The sequence below is a fragment of the Dactylosporangium sp. CA-233914 genome, assembly GCF_050942935.1.
In the GTDB taxonomy this organism is placed as follows: domain Bacteria; phylum Actinomycetota; class Actinomycetes; order Mycobacteriales; family Micromonosporaceae; genus Dactylosporangium.
Genome location: NZ_CP192030.1, coordinates 3,702,166 through 3,716,940 on the forward strand (window position 1 = coordinate 3,702,166; position 14,775 = coordinate 3,716,940).

The 14,775-nt window shown below is 69.8% G+C and carries 17 protein-coding genes; 12 read left to right on the forward strand and 5 right to left on the reverse strand.

Annotation, left to right across the window (positions count from 1 at the left end; genetic code table 11):
- Position 1 precedes the first annotated feature (1 nt).
- The 8 genes from ACQPY0_RS17045 (at position 2) to ACQPY0_RS17080 (ending at position 7,617) form a co-directional block, all read left to right on the forward strand.
- A complete protein-coding gene (locus ACQPY0_RS17045; RefSeq protein WP_432989850.1) occupies positions 2–1,273 on the forward strand; it encodes an NAD(P)/FAD-dependent oxidoreductase in 1,272 nt (423 codons plus the stop codon).
- A gap of 33 nt (positions 1,274–1,306) precedes the next feature.
- Positions 1,307–1,846, forward strand: coding sequence for a VOC family protein (locus ACQPY0_RS17050; protein WP_432989852.1), 540 nt, complete (start codon positions 1,307–1,309; stop codon positions 1,844–1,846).
- Positions 1,847–2,098: 252 nt separating this feature from the next.
- On the forward strand, positions 2,099–3,631 hold the full coding sequence (locus ACQPY0_RS17055) for an MAB_1171c family putative transporter (RefSeq protein ID WP_432989854.1): 1,533 nt from the start codon (positions 2,099–2,101) through the stop codon (positions 3,629–3,631).
- Between the two features lie 22 nt (positions 3,632–3,653).
- The gene (locus ACQPY0_RS17060) at positions 3,654–3,932 is read left to right on the forward strand and encodes a hypothetical protein (RefSeq protein ID WP_432989856.1); all 279 of its coding nucleotides are present in this window, start codon (positions 3,654–3,656) and stop codon (positions 3,930–3,932) included.
- The gene (locus tag ACQPY0_RS17065) at positions 3,929–5,110 is read left to right on the forward strand and encodes a cytochrome P450 family protein (RefSeq protein WP_432989858.1); all 1,182 of its coding nucleotides are present in this window, start codon (positions 3,929–3,931) and stop codon (positions 5,108–5,110) included. Before ACQPY0_RS17060 ends, ACQPY0_RS17065 begins: the two co-directional genes overlap by 4 nt.
- A gap of 207 nt (positions 5,111–5,317) precedes the next feature.
- Positions 5,318–5,536, forward strand: coding sequence for a hypothetical protein (locus ACQPY0_RS17070; protein WP_432989860.1), 219 nt, complete (start codon positions 5,318–5,320; stop codon positions 5,534–5,536).
- An 86-nt stretch (positions 5,537–5,622) separates the two neighbouring features.
- Complete coding sequence (locus ACQPY0_RS17075; protein ID WP_432989862.1) at positions 5,623–7,047, forward strand: dihydrolipoyl dehydrogenase family protein; 1,425 nt, start codon at positions 5,623–5,625, stop codon at positions 7,045–7,047.
- Positions 7,048–7,119: 72 nt separating this feature from the next.
- A complete protein-coding gene (locus ACQPY0_RS17080; protein WP_432989864.1) occupies positions 7,120–7,617 on the forward strand; it encodes a DUF421 domain-containing protein in 498 nt (165 codons plus the stop codon).
- A gap of 27 nt (positions 7,618–7,644) precedes the next feature.
- Here the strand turns inward: ACQPY0_RS17080 and ACQPY0_RS17085 are convergent, their stop codons facing one another.
- Positions 7,645–8,403: a glucose 1-dehydrogenase gene (locus ACQPY0_RS17085; protein ID WP_432989866.1), complete on the reverse strand. Its 759-nt coding sequence runs from the start codon at positions 8,401–8,403 to the stop codon at positions 7,645–7,647.
- Positions 8,404–8,454: 51 nt separating this feature from the next.
- Entirely contained in the window at positions 8,455–9,426 is a 972-nt protein-coding gene (locus tag ACQPY0_RS17090) for a TIGR03557 family F420-dependent LLM class oxidoreductase (RefSeq protein WP_432989868.1), read from the reverse strand.
- Between the two features lie 200 nt (positions 9,427–9,626).
- Between ACQPY0_RS17090 and ACQPY0_RS17095 the strand changes: the two genes are divergently transcribed.
- Positions 9,627–10,775, forward strand: a complete 1,149-nt coding sequence (locus ACQPY0_RS17095) for an epoxide hydrolase family protein (RefSeq protein WP_432989870.1) — start codon at positions 9,627–9,629, stop codon at positions 10,773–10,775.
- Positions 10,776–10,843: 68 nt separating this feature from the next.
- Here ACQPY0_RS17095 and ACQPY0_RS17100 read toward each other — a convergent pair whose 3' ends face one another.
- Complete coding sequence (locus tag ACQPY0_RS17100) at positions 10,844–11,785, reverse strand: quinone oxidoreductase family protein (protein ID WP_432989872.1); 942 nt, start codon at positions 11,783–11,785, stop codon at positions 10,844–10,846.
- Between the two features lie 184 nt (positions 11,786–11,969).
- Between ACQPY0_RS17100 and ACQPY0_RS17105 the strand changes: the two genes are divergently transcribed.
- Both ACQPY0_RS17105 and ACQPY0_RS17110 read left to right on the forward strand, forming a co-directional pair.
- A complete protein-coding gene (locus ACQPY0_RS17105; RefSeq protein ID WP_432989874.1) occupies positions 11,970–12,212 on the forward strand; it encodes a hypothetical protein in 243 nt (80 codons plus the stop codon).
- Between the two features lie 253 nt (positions 12,213–12,465).
- Positions 12,466–13,491, forward strand: a complete 1,026-nt coding sequence (locus ACQPY0_RS17110; protein WP_432989876.1) for a hypothetical protein — start codon at positions 12,466–12,468, stop codon at positions 13,489–13,491.
- A gap of 270 nt (positions 13,492–13,761) precedes the next feature.
- Here the strand turns inward: ACQPY0_RS17110 and ACQPY0_RS17115 are convergent, their stop codons facing one another.
- Positions 13,762–14,121: a ribbon-helix-helix protein, CopG family gene (locus ACQPY0_RS17115; RefSeq protein ID WP_432989878.1), complete on the reverse strand. Its 360-nt coding sequence runs from the start codon at positions 14,119–14,121 to the stop codon at positions 13,762–13,764.
- Complete coding sequence (locus ACQPY0_RS17120; RefSeq protein ID WP_432989880.1) at positions 14,118–14,399, reverse strand: hypothetical protein; 282 nt, start codon at positions 14,397–14,399, stop codon at positions 14,118–14,120. Before ACQPY0_RS17120 ends, ACQPY0_RS17115 begins: the two co-directional genes overlap by 4 nt.
- A gap of 169 nt (positions 14,400–14,568) precedes the next feature.
- Between ACQPY0_RS17120 and ACQPY0_RS17125 the strand changes: the two genes are divergently transcribed.
- On the forward strand, positions 14,569–14,718 hold the full coding sequence (locus ACQPY0_RS17125) for a hypothetical protein (protein WP_432989882.1): 150 nt from the start codon (positions 14,569–14,571) through the stop codon (positions 14,716–14,718).
- Positions 14,719–14,775: the final 57 nt, after the last annotated feature.

The window sequence follows — 14,775 nt, forward strand, 5'->3', positions numbered from 1 at the left end:
GATGGTCCGGGAGCCTCTTCGGCACGTCACCGTCGTCGGCGCCTCCGTCGCCGGACTGGCCGCCGCGCAGGGCCTGCGGCGGCGCGGCTTCGAGGGAGCGATCACGCTCTTCGGCGATGAGCCCGAGGCGGCCTACCAGCGCCCCGCCCTCTCCAAGCACTTCTTGACGGCCCACAGCATCCGGCCGGCGGATATCCGGCTTCAGGTGGACCCGGCGGATGTCCGCGTCGAACTTGGGGTCCGCGCGACCGGCCTGGATCTGGCCCGACGTCGGCTACAACTGCGTGACAACACCAGCGGACGCCAGTACGTCCACTCCGTCGACGGCCTGGTCATCGCCACCGGCGCCGGCGCGCGGCGTCTGCCGATGGATACACCGCCCGGTGTGCACGTTCTGCGGACGGTGGCCGATGCGGTCGCCTTCCGCGAGGACTTGCGGCATAAGCCGCGGGTGGCCATCGTGGGGGCCGGCTTCGTGGGCAGTGAGGTCGCGTCCTCATGCCGTTCGCTCGGTCTTGACGTCACGGTGATCGAAGCCATGGCGGCGCCCATGGCGCGAGCTCTCGGGCCAGATGTCGGTGCGGCGCTGGCCGCCCTGCACCGCGACCACGGCACACGGCTGAAGCTGGGGATCGGCGTGGCCGGATTCACCGGCCGCGATCGCGTCACGGGTGTGCGACTGGCCGACGGGGAGATCGTGGCCGCCGATGTCGTCGTCGTAGGCATCGGTGCTCGACCCGCCACCGATTGGCTGTCCGGCAGTGGCCTGCCGCTGGACGACGGAGTGGTGTGCGGGCCGGATCTGGCCGTCGCCGAGCGGATCGTCGCTGCGGGAGACGTGGCGCGTTGGCCGCACCACCGTGACGGCGCATTGGTCCGCGTCGAGCACTGGGACAACGCGATACGCCAGGCCGAGGCCGCCGCGGCCACGCTGCTGGCTCCGGACGGCATGGCGGCGGCGTTCGCCGACACCACCATGTTCTGGTCCGACCAGTACGGCTGCAAACTCCATCTCGTCGGCCACCCGCGCCCTGACGACGAGATCTCCGTCGTCGAGGGTGACCTGGAGCAGCGGCGCGGTGTCGTCGTCTACCGCCGGGCCGGCCGGATGACCGCCGCGCTCCTGCTCTCCGCCCCGAACCGGCTACGCACATACCGGCAGGCCGTCGCGGCCGCCGACGCGGCAACCGCCGAACACAGCAGGTATCAGCCCGGCCGCAACAACCCTCGGGAGACCGTCATCGAACGGTCCCCCACCGCACAAGGCGTGTGACATCCCTACGAGCCGTACGAGGAGCAAGTTGCCATGCCCGGTATCACCTACCGTTCCACCCAGGAACCGCTGCTGAAGACGCGTTTCCTGTCGCACGGCACCCTCGAGTGCCGCAACATCGCCGCCACCCGCCGCTTCTATGAGGAGGTGCTCGGCCTCGAAGTTGCGCAGCAGGGGCCGATGTCGCTGTTCATCCGCCTGGGCAGCAACCACTGCTACGCGGTCGTGGAAACGCCGGACAGCAAGGAGGAGATGCCGCTGCTCAACCACAACGGCCTCGACCTCAGCAGCGAGGAAGAAGTGCGGGCAGCCCACGAGGCGCTGCAGAAGGTCAAGGACGAGTACGGGATCAAGAAGTTCACCAAGCCGATCCGCCAGCACGGCACGTACTCGTTCTACATGCAGGATCTGGACGGCAACTGGTGGGAGATCTGTCACCTCCCGGAAGGTGGTTACAACTACCGCTTCAGTAAAGAGGTGGACGTGACCGGCCGCGACGACCTCTCGCCGGAGGAGATCCACTCCCGCTTCTACCGGCCTGAGGACCACCTGTCCTCCACGGCCACCGACTGACGATCGACCTGTACTCCCGGCCCAGTGGGCTTGGCGAGTGGTAGTTCAATCTCCACGGTCGTACCTCCGCCCGGCGGGCTGCGCAATGACAGCCCGCCGCGGAGCGCTGGGTGATCGCCGCACCGTGCCCGGCGGCGACCAATGCGAAGACTGCCGGGTAGTCGACGCAGACGTGGGCTTCGTTGGTCCTCCGCTGCGCTTCCCGGTCGGTTCGCCGGCGAGCCGGGACTCCGGCCCAGCAGAGGGCACGGCGTGAACTCCAAGTTCGTCGCGGTGTGGGCCCTGCCCGGATCCGCTTCCCAAGGGGATGAACGAAACGGTGGACCGATGATGAGACGGGCTCGGCCACGCCGACGCCACACCAGCATCGTCGACGAACTGTCACTGCCGAAGAACGTCACCGCGGAGGTTTTGTGCGACGTCTTCAGCAAGCGCGTCGGCAGACCCCTCCAGCAGGTGCTGATTCCCATGCCGCCGGACTTACCCAGCGGGCTCATCGCGGTACGCAAGAATTCGCTCAGCATCATCATCATCATCATCATCATCATCGACGCCGAAGCGCCCAGCTGGCTGCAGGACATGGCGCTCTGCCACGAGCTGGCACACCTCGGCCTCGGCCATCATCTCCTTGACCTCGAGGATTCCAACGCCGTGCGCCGGATTCTGCCCACGCTGGATCCTCAGGCGGTAATGGCCACGTTGGGCGGGCCCGTCGATGGAGCGTTGGTTCGTACCTGCTTCGAGGACGAGGCTGAGCGTGAGGCGGAGGAACTCGGCACGGAGCTGTTCAACCGGCTCAACCCTTGGCACGACGAGACACACTGGGACGTACCCTCACAGGCTGCCGGTGTCATCTCCCGCATCGAGCGTGCACTCGGAGTGTCCACGCCCGCGATATGGGCACACATCGACCGGATCGTGACAGTCCCCAACCTGTCGCTGCTCATCAGCCAGGGCGGGGTCATCGCATTTTCAGGCACCATCCAGTGCCTCATCATCTTCTGGACCACGCCACGACCCAGCAGCCGGCAGCGGGCACGGTGGCGCGTGCTGTGGGTGACGGTTGTGCTGGTCGCGATGGCGCTGCTGTTCGCCGGCGCCGATCGCCGCGAGGAACGTCCGACGGACGCCGCGGCGACGTACGCCCATGACCCGACATACGCGATTTACCTCGCCTGCTACATCGCGATGGTCACACTCGGCGTCACCGACATCATCCGGCTCTGCCTGCCTTACGCCCGCAGCGCCGGCCGATCCTGGCTCAGCAGGGGACTGTGGTTCACAGCGGTCGGTGCGGCTCTCGGACTGCTGTACTGCGCGATCCGCGCGACCACTCTGCTCGAGGCCCAGCTCGGGACCGACCCACATCGGCTGGAAGCGCTTGTCGCACCCGTGGCTTCCCTGGGCGCCATGCTGATCGTCGTCGGACTCAGTATGCCATCATTAGGTCCACGGCTGTCCCGCGCTGCCTCCTGGCAGATGCGCCGCCGCTCCTATCGGCACCTCCATCCGCTGTGGGAGGCGATCACCGTCACGATCCCCGAAGTCGTTCTTGACCGCGACCCTCCGCCAGCCTCGGTGGTATTTCGCAATGTCGAACGGCGCCTCGGGCGACGCGTCGTCGAGATCGGTGACGGCATTCGCCAACTACGCCGCCACATGCGCCCCGCGGTGCTCGCAGCTGCAGCTACATCCGCAGAGCAGGAAGGACTCACCGGCACCAGGCGCGACGCCGTCACCCACGCCGCCCAAATTTCTTGCCGCCTGTGCGACGTACGAGCCTGAGCGGCGACATCAGTTCGACGCCGTGCACCGCGACAAGATCAGCGATGAGGAGCGCAGAATCGAGACCCAGCGCCGCGACCGGTGGGACCTGTGGCACACCAACCTGCCCATCACGCAGCACCCTCTCGGTCCTCCGGCCGCCGCCGTTGACATTCCCGCGGAGCTGGGGGCCGGCCGGCGCGCCTTCACAGAAGAGGTGGCCACGCTCGTCGCGGTATCCAAGGCGATGCGGTCATCGTGGATCCCCGCCGCGGCGACCAGGTACGTCCCCGAAAGCCGACAGCAGGTGACGAATCCATGAGCATCGACAGCACCCACGCCCTACTGCGCGATCCGCACAGCGCCTACGCGGCCCTGCGCCGCAGTGCCCCGGCGCACCGCGTCACCCTTCCCGACGGTGCGCAGGTGTGGCTGCTCACCCGGTACCACGACGTGCGTGCCGGCCTGGCCGATCCCAGGCTGTCCCTGGACAAGCGGCACGCGGAAGGATCATGGCGCGGCTTCGCCCTGCCGCCGCGGCTGGACGCGAATCTGCTCAACATGGACGCGCCGGACCACACCCGCCTGCGCCGCCTCGCCGCCCAGGCGTTCACCGCGCGCCGGGTCGAGGCGCTCAGGCCGCGCGTCGACGCGCTCGCCGCACAGTTGCTCGACCAGCATGGCGACGCGGCGACGATCGAGCTGATCGGCCAGTACGCCGCGCCACTGTCGATCGCCGTCATCAGCGAACTGCTCGGCGTGCCACCCGCCGACCAGCGCCAGCTGCGCGCCTGGACGAACGCGCTGGCCAACCCCGCACCCGAGCACCGCCGCGCCGCCGGCGAGGCCGTCCTGGCGATCGAGCGGTTCTTGGTCGAGCTGATCCGGCACAAACGGGCCAACCCCGGCGACGACCTGATGACGTCGATGATCACGGCACGCGACCGTGACGACCGCCTGAGCGAGGACGAACTGACCGCACTGGCGTTCCTCACCATCTTCGCCGGCTACGAGAACGCGACGAACCTGATCGCCAACTGCATCTTCCTGCTCCTGCGCCATCCGGCCGCGCTGCGGCAGGTCCGGGACTCGCCCGACCGGCTGCGCGCCGCCGTCGAGGAGACGCTGCGGTACGAGCCACCGGCGCCCGTGTCAATCCGCCGCTTCACGCGTGAAAACCTGCCCGTCGCGGACGTGGTTGTCCCGGCACGCTCCACCGTGTTGCTCGGCCTGGCGGCGGCCAACCGGGATCCGGACGTCTTCGAGGAACCCGACAGCTTCCAGATCAGGCCCGACGCGCCACCCCACGTAAGCCTCGGATTCGGCCCGCACCACTGTCTCGGCGCCGCGCTCGCCAGGCTGGAGGCCGAGGTCGCCGTCGGCACCCTCCTCGACCGCTACGCCCGGCTTGACATCGACGCCAGTGACGGCCACCCGGCCTGGCGGCCGTCACTACGAACCCGGACGCTTACGGCGCTGCCCGTCTCAGCACACACCTGATCCGATCCTGGCGGGCCCGCAACCACGCGGTGTGCGATCCCAGCGTATGACGGCGGCCTGCGCAGTGGCGCCGGCCACCAGCCGGTTCGGGCCGGCGCTACGCGGCGTCGCCGACCACGAGTTGCGCACCCGTGCCAACGGCCACCCAGCCGACCGGCTGCTCTGGCCGGCCTACGTCATCGCCGGGCCGCCGGTGCGATCCTGGTCGTGGTCCGCCACACCATCGCCCCGGCCGACGGCGGCTTCGTCGTCTCCGCCCTCGCGCTGCTCGCCGCGCGCACGCTCACCGGAGCCATGCTCCGCGCGGTCAGCATCGTCGCCGTCCGCGTGGCTGAACGGACCCTCTCGTCAGCCGCACCGCCCACCCGGTGGTGCTCGCCACGCACACGCCGAGCGTGCAGGGGCTGGGAGACCGAGCTGTCGTGAAAGTCCGCACGGCTCGAGATCACGGGTTCGAGTCAGCCTGCTGGGGAAGTCACAGAAGGCATGACTTCGAGCATCGGAGGGGTGCCATGGCGAACAAGGATGACGCTTTCGACGTGGTCGTGATCGGTGCGGGGCCGGTCGGGATTATCGCCGCCGCGCGCGCTGTGCGGGGTGGCCTGACCACGGCCGTGGTCGAGGAGCGCTTGGCCGGCGGTGAGTGCGAGTACTACGCGTGTGTACCGAGCAAGGCGCTGCTATGGCCGATGGAGCTGGCCGCCGAGGTCGAGCGGATGCCGGGGCTGGAACCGCGCGGCCCGATCGACGCCGCCGCGGTGCTGGCCCACCGCGACCAGACCGTGTCCCACCTTGACGACGGCCACAACGTGAACTTGATCGAGAAGTTCCCGGCGACGTTCGTGCGGGGCCATGGGCGGCTGGCCGGGCCGTTGCGGGCGGAGGTCACGACGCCGGATGGCGGCACCCGGGGGCTGCGGGCCAGGCACGCCGTCGTCATCGCCACCGGCAGCAGCCCCGCGATCCCCGACATCCCCGGGCTGGCGGAGGCCCGCCCGTGGACCAACCGCGAGGCGACCAGCGTCCAGCGGGTGCCCAAGCGGCTGGTCGTCATCGGCGCCGGGCCGGTGGCCTGCGAGATGTCCCAAGCACTGCACTCCCTCGGCGCCCAGGAGACGACCGTGCTCGTGCGCGGCGAGCGCCTGCTCACCCGGGCCGAGCCGTTCGCCGGCGAGCTGGTGGCGCGCTCGTTCCGGGAGACGGGCATCGACGTGCGCTTCGGCCGGCCGGTCACCCGGGTCGAGCGGCCGGTCCCGGGCGGGCCGGTGACCGTGCACACCGGCGACGGCGGCCGAGTCGAGGCCGACGAGGTCCTCGTCGGCACTGGCCGCCGGCTGGCCGTGTACGACATCGGCCTGGACACGGTCGGTCTGCGCCCGGACGGCCCGATCGAGGTCGACGCGAGCATGCGGGCCGCCGCCGTCGGGGACGGCTGGCTGTACGCCGTCGGCGACGTCAACGGCCGCAACCAGCTCACCCACATGGGCAAGTACCAGGCCCGGGTATGCGGCGACGTGATCGCCGCCCGGGCCAAGGGCGCCCCCGACGACGCGCCCGGGCTGCGGGACACCGCCGACGACCGGGGCGCTCCCCAGGTCGTGTTCACCGAACCGCAGGTGAGCATGGTCGGGCGCACCGAGGCCCGGGCCCGCGTCGACGGCTTCACCGTGCGCACCGCCGAGTACGACATCGGCGCCGTCGAGGGCGCCGTGGTCCGCGGCGTCGGGTACACCGGCCGGGCGAAGCTCGTCGTCGACGAAGACCGGAGGGTCCTGCTCGGCGCCACCTTCGTCGCCCCGGACATGGCCGACATGCTGCACTCGGCCACCATCGCGGTGAACGCCGAGGTCCCCCTCGACCGGCTGTGGCACGCCGTGCCGCCGTTCCCGACCGTCAGCGAGGTCTGGCTGAGCCTGCTGGAGGAGTACGGCCTGTGACGTGACCGGCCACCCCGCAGCGGTGCGGCGTTTCTCGTGCGCTCGGATCGGGTAGCGAGGACCGTGTCGATTGTGTTCGGAGCTGCGCACGACGTGTGGTGGGTCGCGGTCAAGGCTCTGCTGCTCTATGCCACCGCCGTGGCCTGTTTCCGCATCGGTGAACGTCGGACCCTGGCCGAGATGTCGGCGTTCGACTTCGTCGCGGCCGTTGCCGCCGGAGCCGTCGTCGGCCGGGTGCCCAGCGCGCATGACGCAGGTTACCTGGCCGGTGCGGCGACGCTGGTCACGGTCCTGCTCGCGCATCGGCTCACCGCTCGGCTGCGCTACCGGCCGCTGTTCGCCAAGCTGATCGACCACCCGCCGCGACTGCTGGTCGCCGACGGCAAGGTGCTCGACGACGAGCTTCGCCGCAGCGGCCTGACCCGCCGGGACCTGTACGGTCTGCTGCGCCAGCACGGCGTCGACGAACTCGCCTCGGTGCGGTTCGTGGTGTTCGAACAACGAGGCCAGGTGTCGGTCGTGCGGCGCAGCGCCACGACCGACACCGAGCTCCTGCGTGACCTGTCATGATTGTTCGACGTGGCCGGTGCGTGTCGGTCAGAGGCCGCCGGAGACGGTGATGTCGCTGCCGGTGACGTACGACGCCGCCGGAGAGATCAGCCACGACACGGCGTCGGCGATCTCGCTGGGCCGGCCTACGCGACCGAGTGGGCTGGTCGCGGAGGCCTCCCTCGCTCCTGGGGTCGCCGCTGCCATCTCCGTGTCGATGACGCCTGGCGAGACGCTGTTGACGCGGATCCCTTCGGGCGCGACCTCGTTCGACAAGCCACGGCTGAACGACACCACGGCGCCCTTGGTGGCCTCGTACGGCACGAATCCTGAAATGCCGGGGGGCGCCTGGGCGCCGATCGACGCGATGTTGACGATGGAGCCGCCGGCGCCGCCGTGCGCGGTGGACATCGCCTGTACGGCGTGCTTGGCGCAGAGCATCGGGCCCACGACGTTGATCTGCATCAGGCGGGTCAGGTGGTCGGCGTCCTGCTCGTCGATGCGGGCCTGCCCGCCAGTTGCTCCGGCGTTGTTGACCAGCGCGGCCAGCGGCCCGATCTCCTGTTTCGTCCGGTCGAACAGGTCCGCGACGTCGTCTGGTGCCGCCACGTCCGCGCGCACGGCGATGGCCCGGCCACCATGGCTGCGGATGGCGGAGACGACGGAGTTGGCGCCGTCGGCGTCTGCGGCATAGTTGACGACCACGCCGTACCCGTCCTCAGCCAGCTTCTGGGCGATCGCGGCGCCGATGCCCCGGCTTGCGCCGGTGACGATCACCGCGCCTTTGCTCTGCTCGGGTGTCGTCATCTCGTTGACCTTCCGTCACTGGATCTCTTGTCAGGGCGGGCCGCGGTCGCGTCAGGTGCCGACGGTCTCCCGCCGTCGCACGCGGGGCAGGATCTCGGTGGCGTACAGGTTGCAGAACTCCCGGTAGTGCGGGCCGATGTTGGCGACGTATACCTCGTCGTAGCCGGCCTTGTCGTACTGTTCGATCATGGCCAGGTGCCGGTCGGGGTCCGGGCCGAGCACGATCACGTTCTTGAGTATGTCCGGTGTGACCAGGCGGCTGGCCTGCTCGAAGTGGCGGGGTGAGGGCAGCGTTGCGGTCAGTTCACCAGGCAGGGCCATGTTGCGCCATTTCTCGTGCGCGATCCGCAGTGCCTCGGCCTCGGCCTCGGCGTAGCACGCGAAGAAGGCGGCCTGGCTGGGTTTCGATCCGCCTCCGCCGGTACGGAACCGTTGGACCAGGCCGCGCTCCGGCGCGATGCCAATGTAGCCGTCGGCGATCCGCGCGGCCAGGTTGACGGCTTTCGGTCCGAGGGCGGACATGTACACCTTCGGCGGCTGGTCGGGCAGCGTGTAGAGCCGTGCGTTCTCCACGGTGTAGTGCTCGCCGTGGTGGGTGACGAGCCTTCCGGTCCACAGCTTGCGCATGACCTCGACGGCCTCTTCGAGCATGGCGAGGCGGACGCCGGCCGGCGGCCAGGGATCGCCGAGGATGTGCTCGTTGAGGGCTTCACCGGTGCCCACACCCAGGGTGAACTTCCCGTCCGTGAGCACCGCGCTGGTCGCCGCTGCCTGGGCGACGATCGCCGGGTGGATGCGAACCGTAGGGCACGTCACCGCGGTGGTGATCGGCAGTGAACAGACCTGGCTGAGCGCGCCGATCATCGACCAGACGAACGGGCACTGGCCCTGATCGTCCAGCCAGGGATGGTAGTGATCGGAGATCCACAGCCCCTCGAAGCCGGCCCGCTCGGCCGCTGTGGCCCGTTCGATCAGGTCGGCCGGCCCGTTCTCTTCGCACGACAAGAAGTACCCGAGCCTCATAGGGCTGGGCTACCCGCTGCCGAACCAGCTACGCCACCCCGAACGCCTCCGGCGGCCGCGTAGTTCGCAGCTATGGCGAACTACGTGTCCTGCGGTGGCTGCGAGCGCGCCGGTACGACAAACCCGGCCGACGGGGGATTGGCGGGTGAGCGGGTCCGCAACGTCCCGGCGGCGGCACCCGCCCAGCCTACGGTGGCGGCGTGGAGGAGTTCACCGTGCACGTCCCCGACGACGCTCTCGACGATCTGCGGCGGCGGCTGTCCCAGGCCCGCTGGCCGGAACCGGCGACGGTGGCGGACTGGAGCCAGGGCGTGCCGGCCGGCTGGCTGCGGGAGCTGTGCGACTACTGGGCCGACGGCTACGACTGGCGTCGTTTCGAGCACCGGATCAACACCGTGCCGCAGTTCGTCACCGACGTGGACGGGCTCGACATCCACCTGCTCCACGTCCGGTCACCGCAACCGGACGCGCTGCCGCTCGTGCTGACACACGGCTGGCCCGGCTCCGTCGTGGAGTTCCTCGACGTCCTCGGCCCGCTCACCGACCCGGTCGCACATGGCGGCGACGCCGCCGACGCCTTCCACGCGGTGTGCCCGTCGCTGCCCGGGTTCGCGTTCAGCGGGAAGCCGGTCGAGCCGGGCTGGGGACCGCACCGCATCGCCGCGGCGTGGGCGGTGCTGATGAGCCGACTCGGGTACGAACGCTTCGGCGCGCAGGGCGGCGACTGGGGTGCGACGGTGACGACCCACCTGGCCGCGCAGCATCCCGACCGGGTCGTCGGCATCCACCTCAACTTCGCGCCGCGGGCGGTCCCAGCGTCCACAGCGGACACCGCCGAGGAGCTGACCGACTTCGAGCGGCACAGCCTCGCCGACCGGGCGTACCACAGGGAATGGGGCAGTGGCTACGCCCTGGAGCAGGCGACCCGCCCGCAGACGATCGGCTATGCGCTGGTCGACTCGCCGGTCGGCCAGTGCGCCTGGATCGCGGAGAAGTTCTGGGCGTGGACCGACCACGTCGGCGACCCGCTCACCGCCCTGACCCGCGACCAGATCCTCGACAACATCAGCGTCTACTGGCACACCGGGACTGGTGCCTCGTCGGCGCGCATCTATTGGGAGGACGGGTTCGCCCGCGGCGGCGAGTGGCATGTCCCGCGGGTGAGCGTGCCGGTCGGCGTCTCGGTGTTCCCGAAAGAGATCACGCGGCCGTCGCGGCGCTGGTGCGAGCGGCAGTACGCCGACCTGCGCTTCTACGATCAGCTCGACCGGGGCGGTCACTTCGCCGCGTTCGAGCAACCGGCGCTGTTCGTCGATCAGCTGCGCCGGGCGTTCCGGGGGATGCGTTGAAGTCCCTGCGCCGAAGCTGTTCGCGGCGCAGGCAAGGCCGACCTTCCGAACCCGTACCCCTACGGCGGCTACGGTGTCAGGACCAGCCTGGCGTGAGCGCCGTGCTGCTCCTGCTCCCAGGCGCTCGCGACCTCGGCCAGCGGTAGCCGGATCACGTCGACGGCGATCTCGGCGCGGGCGGCGCGTTCGGTGAGGCTCTGGTACGCCTCGCGCCGCGCCTGCAGCGGGACGCGGAAGACCACAAACCCGAGGATCTCCAGTTCGGCGGCGCGGATCACCGTCGCGGGGAGGTTGATGGTGGGGCTGGTGGAGGCGCCGATCTGGACGTGCCGTGCCCCGGGTGCGGCGGCCTGCATGGCTGCCAGGGCCGGTTCGCCCCACAGCGGGTCGATGATGACGTCGATCCCGTGGTCGCCGGCCGCTTGCCGGAAGGCGAACGGCAGGTCGGTGCCGGGTGCGAGGACCACTGTGGCGTCCGCGCCGTGTTGCCGTGCCCACTGCAGGCGGTCCGGGTTGCGGGCGGCGGCGATCACACGGGAGGCGCCCAGGGCCTTGGCGGCTTGGACCGCGACGGACCCCACCGCTCCGGTCGCGCCGAGGACGAGCACCGATTCGCCCGGCTGGAGTCTGGCGCGCCAGCTCAGGGCGAGCCAGGCGGCCAGGCCGGTGTTGCCCAACGCGGCCGCGGTGGCGTCGTCCACACCGGCGGCCACGTCGAGCAGGTCCGTCTCGGGCACCAGGGTCCGCTGGGCCCACGACCCGTACGGCGCCACTGGGGCGTCGAAGTAGACGCGACGGCCATGGGCCGTCCGACCGACCCCGTCGGACCCCACCACGGACGGAATCGGAGGCGGCCCGGTGTAGAACGAGCCGGAAGCCTTGGCGAGGTCCAGGTGGTTCACGCCGGCGGCCGCCACGTCCACCACGACCTGGCCCTCGCCGGGTTCGGGCTCGGCGAAGTCCCCGAAGCGAGGCGTGACACCCACGTCGTCGAGTACGGCAGCCTTCATGCTTCCACCGTAATTTCGCGGCGGGCGCCCGGCGGGCGGAGCGACGGGTGATACGAAGGCTGTGGCCGCCCGGGAGATCTCATCATATCGACAGAGAGCAGACGTGCGCCGTTTGCGACTACGGTCCGGAGGAGTCTCGTAGGTCAACCGACAGGTGTCGAGATGGTCCGGGGTTGGGAGACCGTTGCCCTATCGCCTGAGCTACGAGGGCGCGGGATCCCAGGTGCCTGCCAGCGCGTACCGGCGGTTCGTAGGGCGTCTCGTCGGGGCTGGCGGCAAGCGCAGGGTTTTCCGGGGCGAGGTTCAAAACTCCATAGGCAAAGGCCGAAGCCATGCCCGGCGCTGGTCAGGGCCGAACGGGGTCGGCTTCAACATCACCGCCCACACCCTGGGCCGGGCGCTGGTGATCTCGACCTTCGGCTTCTGATCGGTCGTCCTGGCCCGCCGAACCTCGGGGCGGCGGGCCGGGGCAGCGCGGAATGATCGTTTCACCTATTGTTCCGGCCGTGACTGACGCTTCTGAGCCGGCCTCGATCGATGAGCCGGTCGTAATAATCGAGGGGCCGGCTGCCAGCGATGGGCCGGCTGCCAGCGATGGGCCGGCTGCCAGCGATGGGCCGGCTGCCAGCGATGGGCCGGGTGTGGCCGACGAGCCTGTCCGGCCCCGGAGGCGGCGGCTCGTGGCGGTCGCGGCGGCCGTGGTCATTGTGCTCGTCGCGGCTGGTGGCGCGGTCGCGTGGTGGGCGCTGCACCCCGATCCGCGCGCGGTGGCGAAGGACTACTTCGCCCGCCTGGCCGTCGGCGACGCCTTCGGGGCCCTGCGCGACATCGACAAGAGCTCGCTCGCCGCGGAGCTGCCGACCGCCGACCCGCTGCTGGCCGACGCCGCCCTGACCGACCCGGCGTCGCGGCCCCAGGGCATGACGATCACCCACGTCGCCCAGGCCGGGGACACCGCCACGATGACGGTGCAGTATCAGGCGCACGGGACGCCGGTCACCCAGACCCTCAAGGCGCAGCGCCGCGGCCGTGGGTACGAGCTGCAGTTCCCGCTCGTCAAGCTCTCCTTCGCGAACCTCTCGGGCGCGGACAAGACCAAGGTTACGGTCAACGGCGTCCCGGTCGACCCGTCCAAGAACGGCCCGGCGTTTCCCGGCGCCTACGCCGTCACCACCGCCGCGAACGCGCTGTTCGACGGCCGATCCGTCACTGCCGTGCCGGCACCGGACGCCGTCGCCACGGTCACGCTGCCGGCGCCCAGCATGTCGGCGGACGCCCGGACCAAGGCGGAGGCGGCGATCAACGCCGCGCTGCGGACCTGCTACGGCGACGGCCCCCGCCAGCTGCTGGCTGTCGGCAATGCCACGGGATTCACGTCCTGCCCGCGCCAGGCCGGGCCGTGGGCATCCATCGATGTGTTCGAGGATTTTCCGCCCGCGGCGATCAAGGCGATGGCGTCGATGACGACGATGATCGCCACCTCCGGGGCCGAACTGGCGATCACCCGGCTTCCCGCCTACACGTACACGGTCGGGCCGGCCGACGAGGTGATGTTCACCGGCACCGACGCCGTCGTGCACTGGGTCGTCGTCGTCAGTCTGTCCGACGGACGGAAGTACAACGGCAAGTCCGGGGACACGACCATCCAGCCGAAGGGCCGGGTCGGCCTCGACGCGACCGGCCAGATCCAGGTCACCTTCACCTGAGCCGCCCCGCAGCCCACGTGTGACCGGGCGCGGGGCTGGCGGCCCCGACACGTGTCATGAGATGATCAGAACATTCGCCACAGTCGACAGGAAAGGCCAGCTGGACTGGCCTTTCCTGCGTCGGGAAAGCGGAATTTGAACTCACGACCCTTTGGCCTCCAGGGGTAGCCGGAGGCCCCGGCGACGTGCTCAGACACGTTCTCCCAGGTCGATGTAAAGCCTACTCAGCCGAGTGAAGGAGTCCGCGGCAGACGAGCCGTGCTGCGGAACCTATGCGGCCTCGGCCTGGCTACCGAACCGTCCGGCAACCACTTTCCGCAGCACCTCGAGCGCCTGTTGCGCGTCATCGGGCCCGACCGGCGCGGTCCGCTCCTTGATGTAGGACGCCAGCGCGTCCCGGATGACGTCAGAGCGTCGCACGTGCTCCATGTCCGCGAGGCTTTCCAACTCATCTACCATCGCGACCGGCAACCGGATGCTGATCAGCGCCATCGGCCCGTCCACCACCGGCGAGGCCACTTCATCGGACACCGGCGCTACCGCGGACAGCAGCGGCGAGACATCCTCCGAGGCGTTGAACCACGCGACGACCTCATCCTTGGACATCCGCTCGAAGTCAGGACCACTCACAGAACTCGCCTCCTCCACTCATCCAGCTCCGTACCGGCCAGCGCCTTCACACTCAAGATCCGATACTTGGTGGTCCGGTGCAACTGCTCACAGATCACCGCGACGACCCGCGCGCTACCAGCCATCCCCATCACGACGAGCAGTAGATCCCCAATCCGTCGCTCGAACCGTAAACCCGGCGGGGCGTGCAGCGCCTGTTCTACCTCCTCGAGGGCGACCTTGCGACGACGGGCAACAGCAAGGCCCTCGTCCGTCCACAGGTACTCCCGTTCCACCACTGCTCGACCGTATCACGATGTCATACGGGACGAATGTACGTTGCCAATCATGGTAGGAGCGCCACACGCGTGCCGGTATGCATCCGCCGGACGGCCATGTCGCCGCGTGGAACGGTCGTTCCCGGATGCCTGCCGTGCCAGAGCCGGAGCCGCCGGAGGTGTGGTGCCGTTGGACAACCCGCTGGGCAAGGCCAACTATCTCCCGTTTCTCGAACTGCACCGGAAGGTGGCGGCAGCCAACGGTGTGCACCTGCTGTTCTGGACCGTCATCGGCGACCTGGCCGCCGTCGGCGCATTCCTACGCATCACCGCCGCCTGATGTACTTCGGGAACATCGACACACACGGCGTCCGTACCGCTCGCATGACCGCTGGTA

Excerpts from the sequence above, each read along its gene's own strand:
- ACQPY0_RS17090 (WP_432989868.1), bottom strand. The coding sequence starts at position 9,426 with ATGAGGCTCGGGTACTTCTTGTCGTGCGAAGAGAACGGGCCGGCCGAC.
- ACQPY0_RS17075 (WP_432989862.1), top strand. The coding sequence starts at position 5,623 with ATGGCGAACAAGGATGACGCTTTCGACGTGGTCGTGATCGGTGCGGGG.
- ACQPY0_RS17050 (WP_432989852.1), top strand. The coding sequence starts at position 1,307 with ATGCCCGGTATCACCTACCGTTCCACCCAGGAACCGCTGCTGAAGACG.
- ACQPY0_RS17085 (WP_432989866.1), bottom strand. The coding sequence starts at position 8,403 with ATGACGACACCCGAGCAGAGCAAAGGCGCGGTGATCGTCACCGGCGCA.
- ACQPY0_RS17045 (WP_432989850.1), top strand. The coding sequence starts at position 2 with ATGGTCCGGGAGCCTCTTCGGCACGTCACCGTCGTCGGCGCCTCCGTC.
- ACQPY0_RS17065 (WP_432989858.1), top strand. The coding sequence starts at position 3,929 with ATGAGCATCGACAGCACCCACGCCCTACTGCGCGATCCGCACAGCGCC.
- ACQPY0_RS17100 (WP_432989872.1), bottom strand. The coding sequence starts at position 11,785 with ATGAAGGCTGCCGTACTCGACGACGTGGGTGTCACGCCTCGCTTCGGG.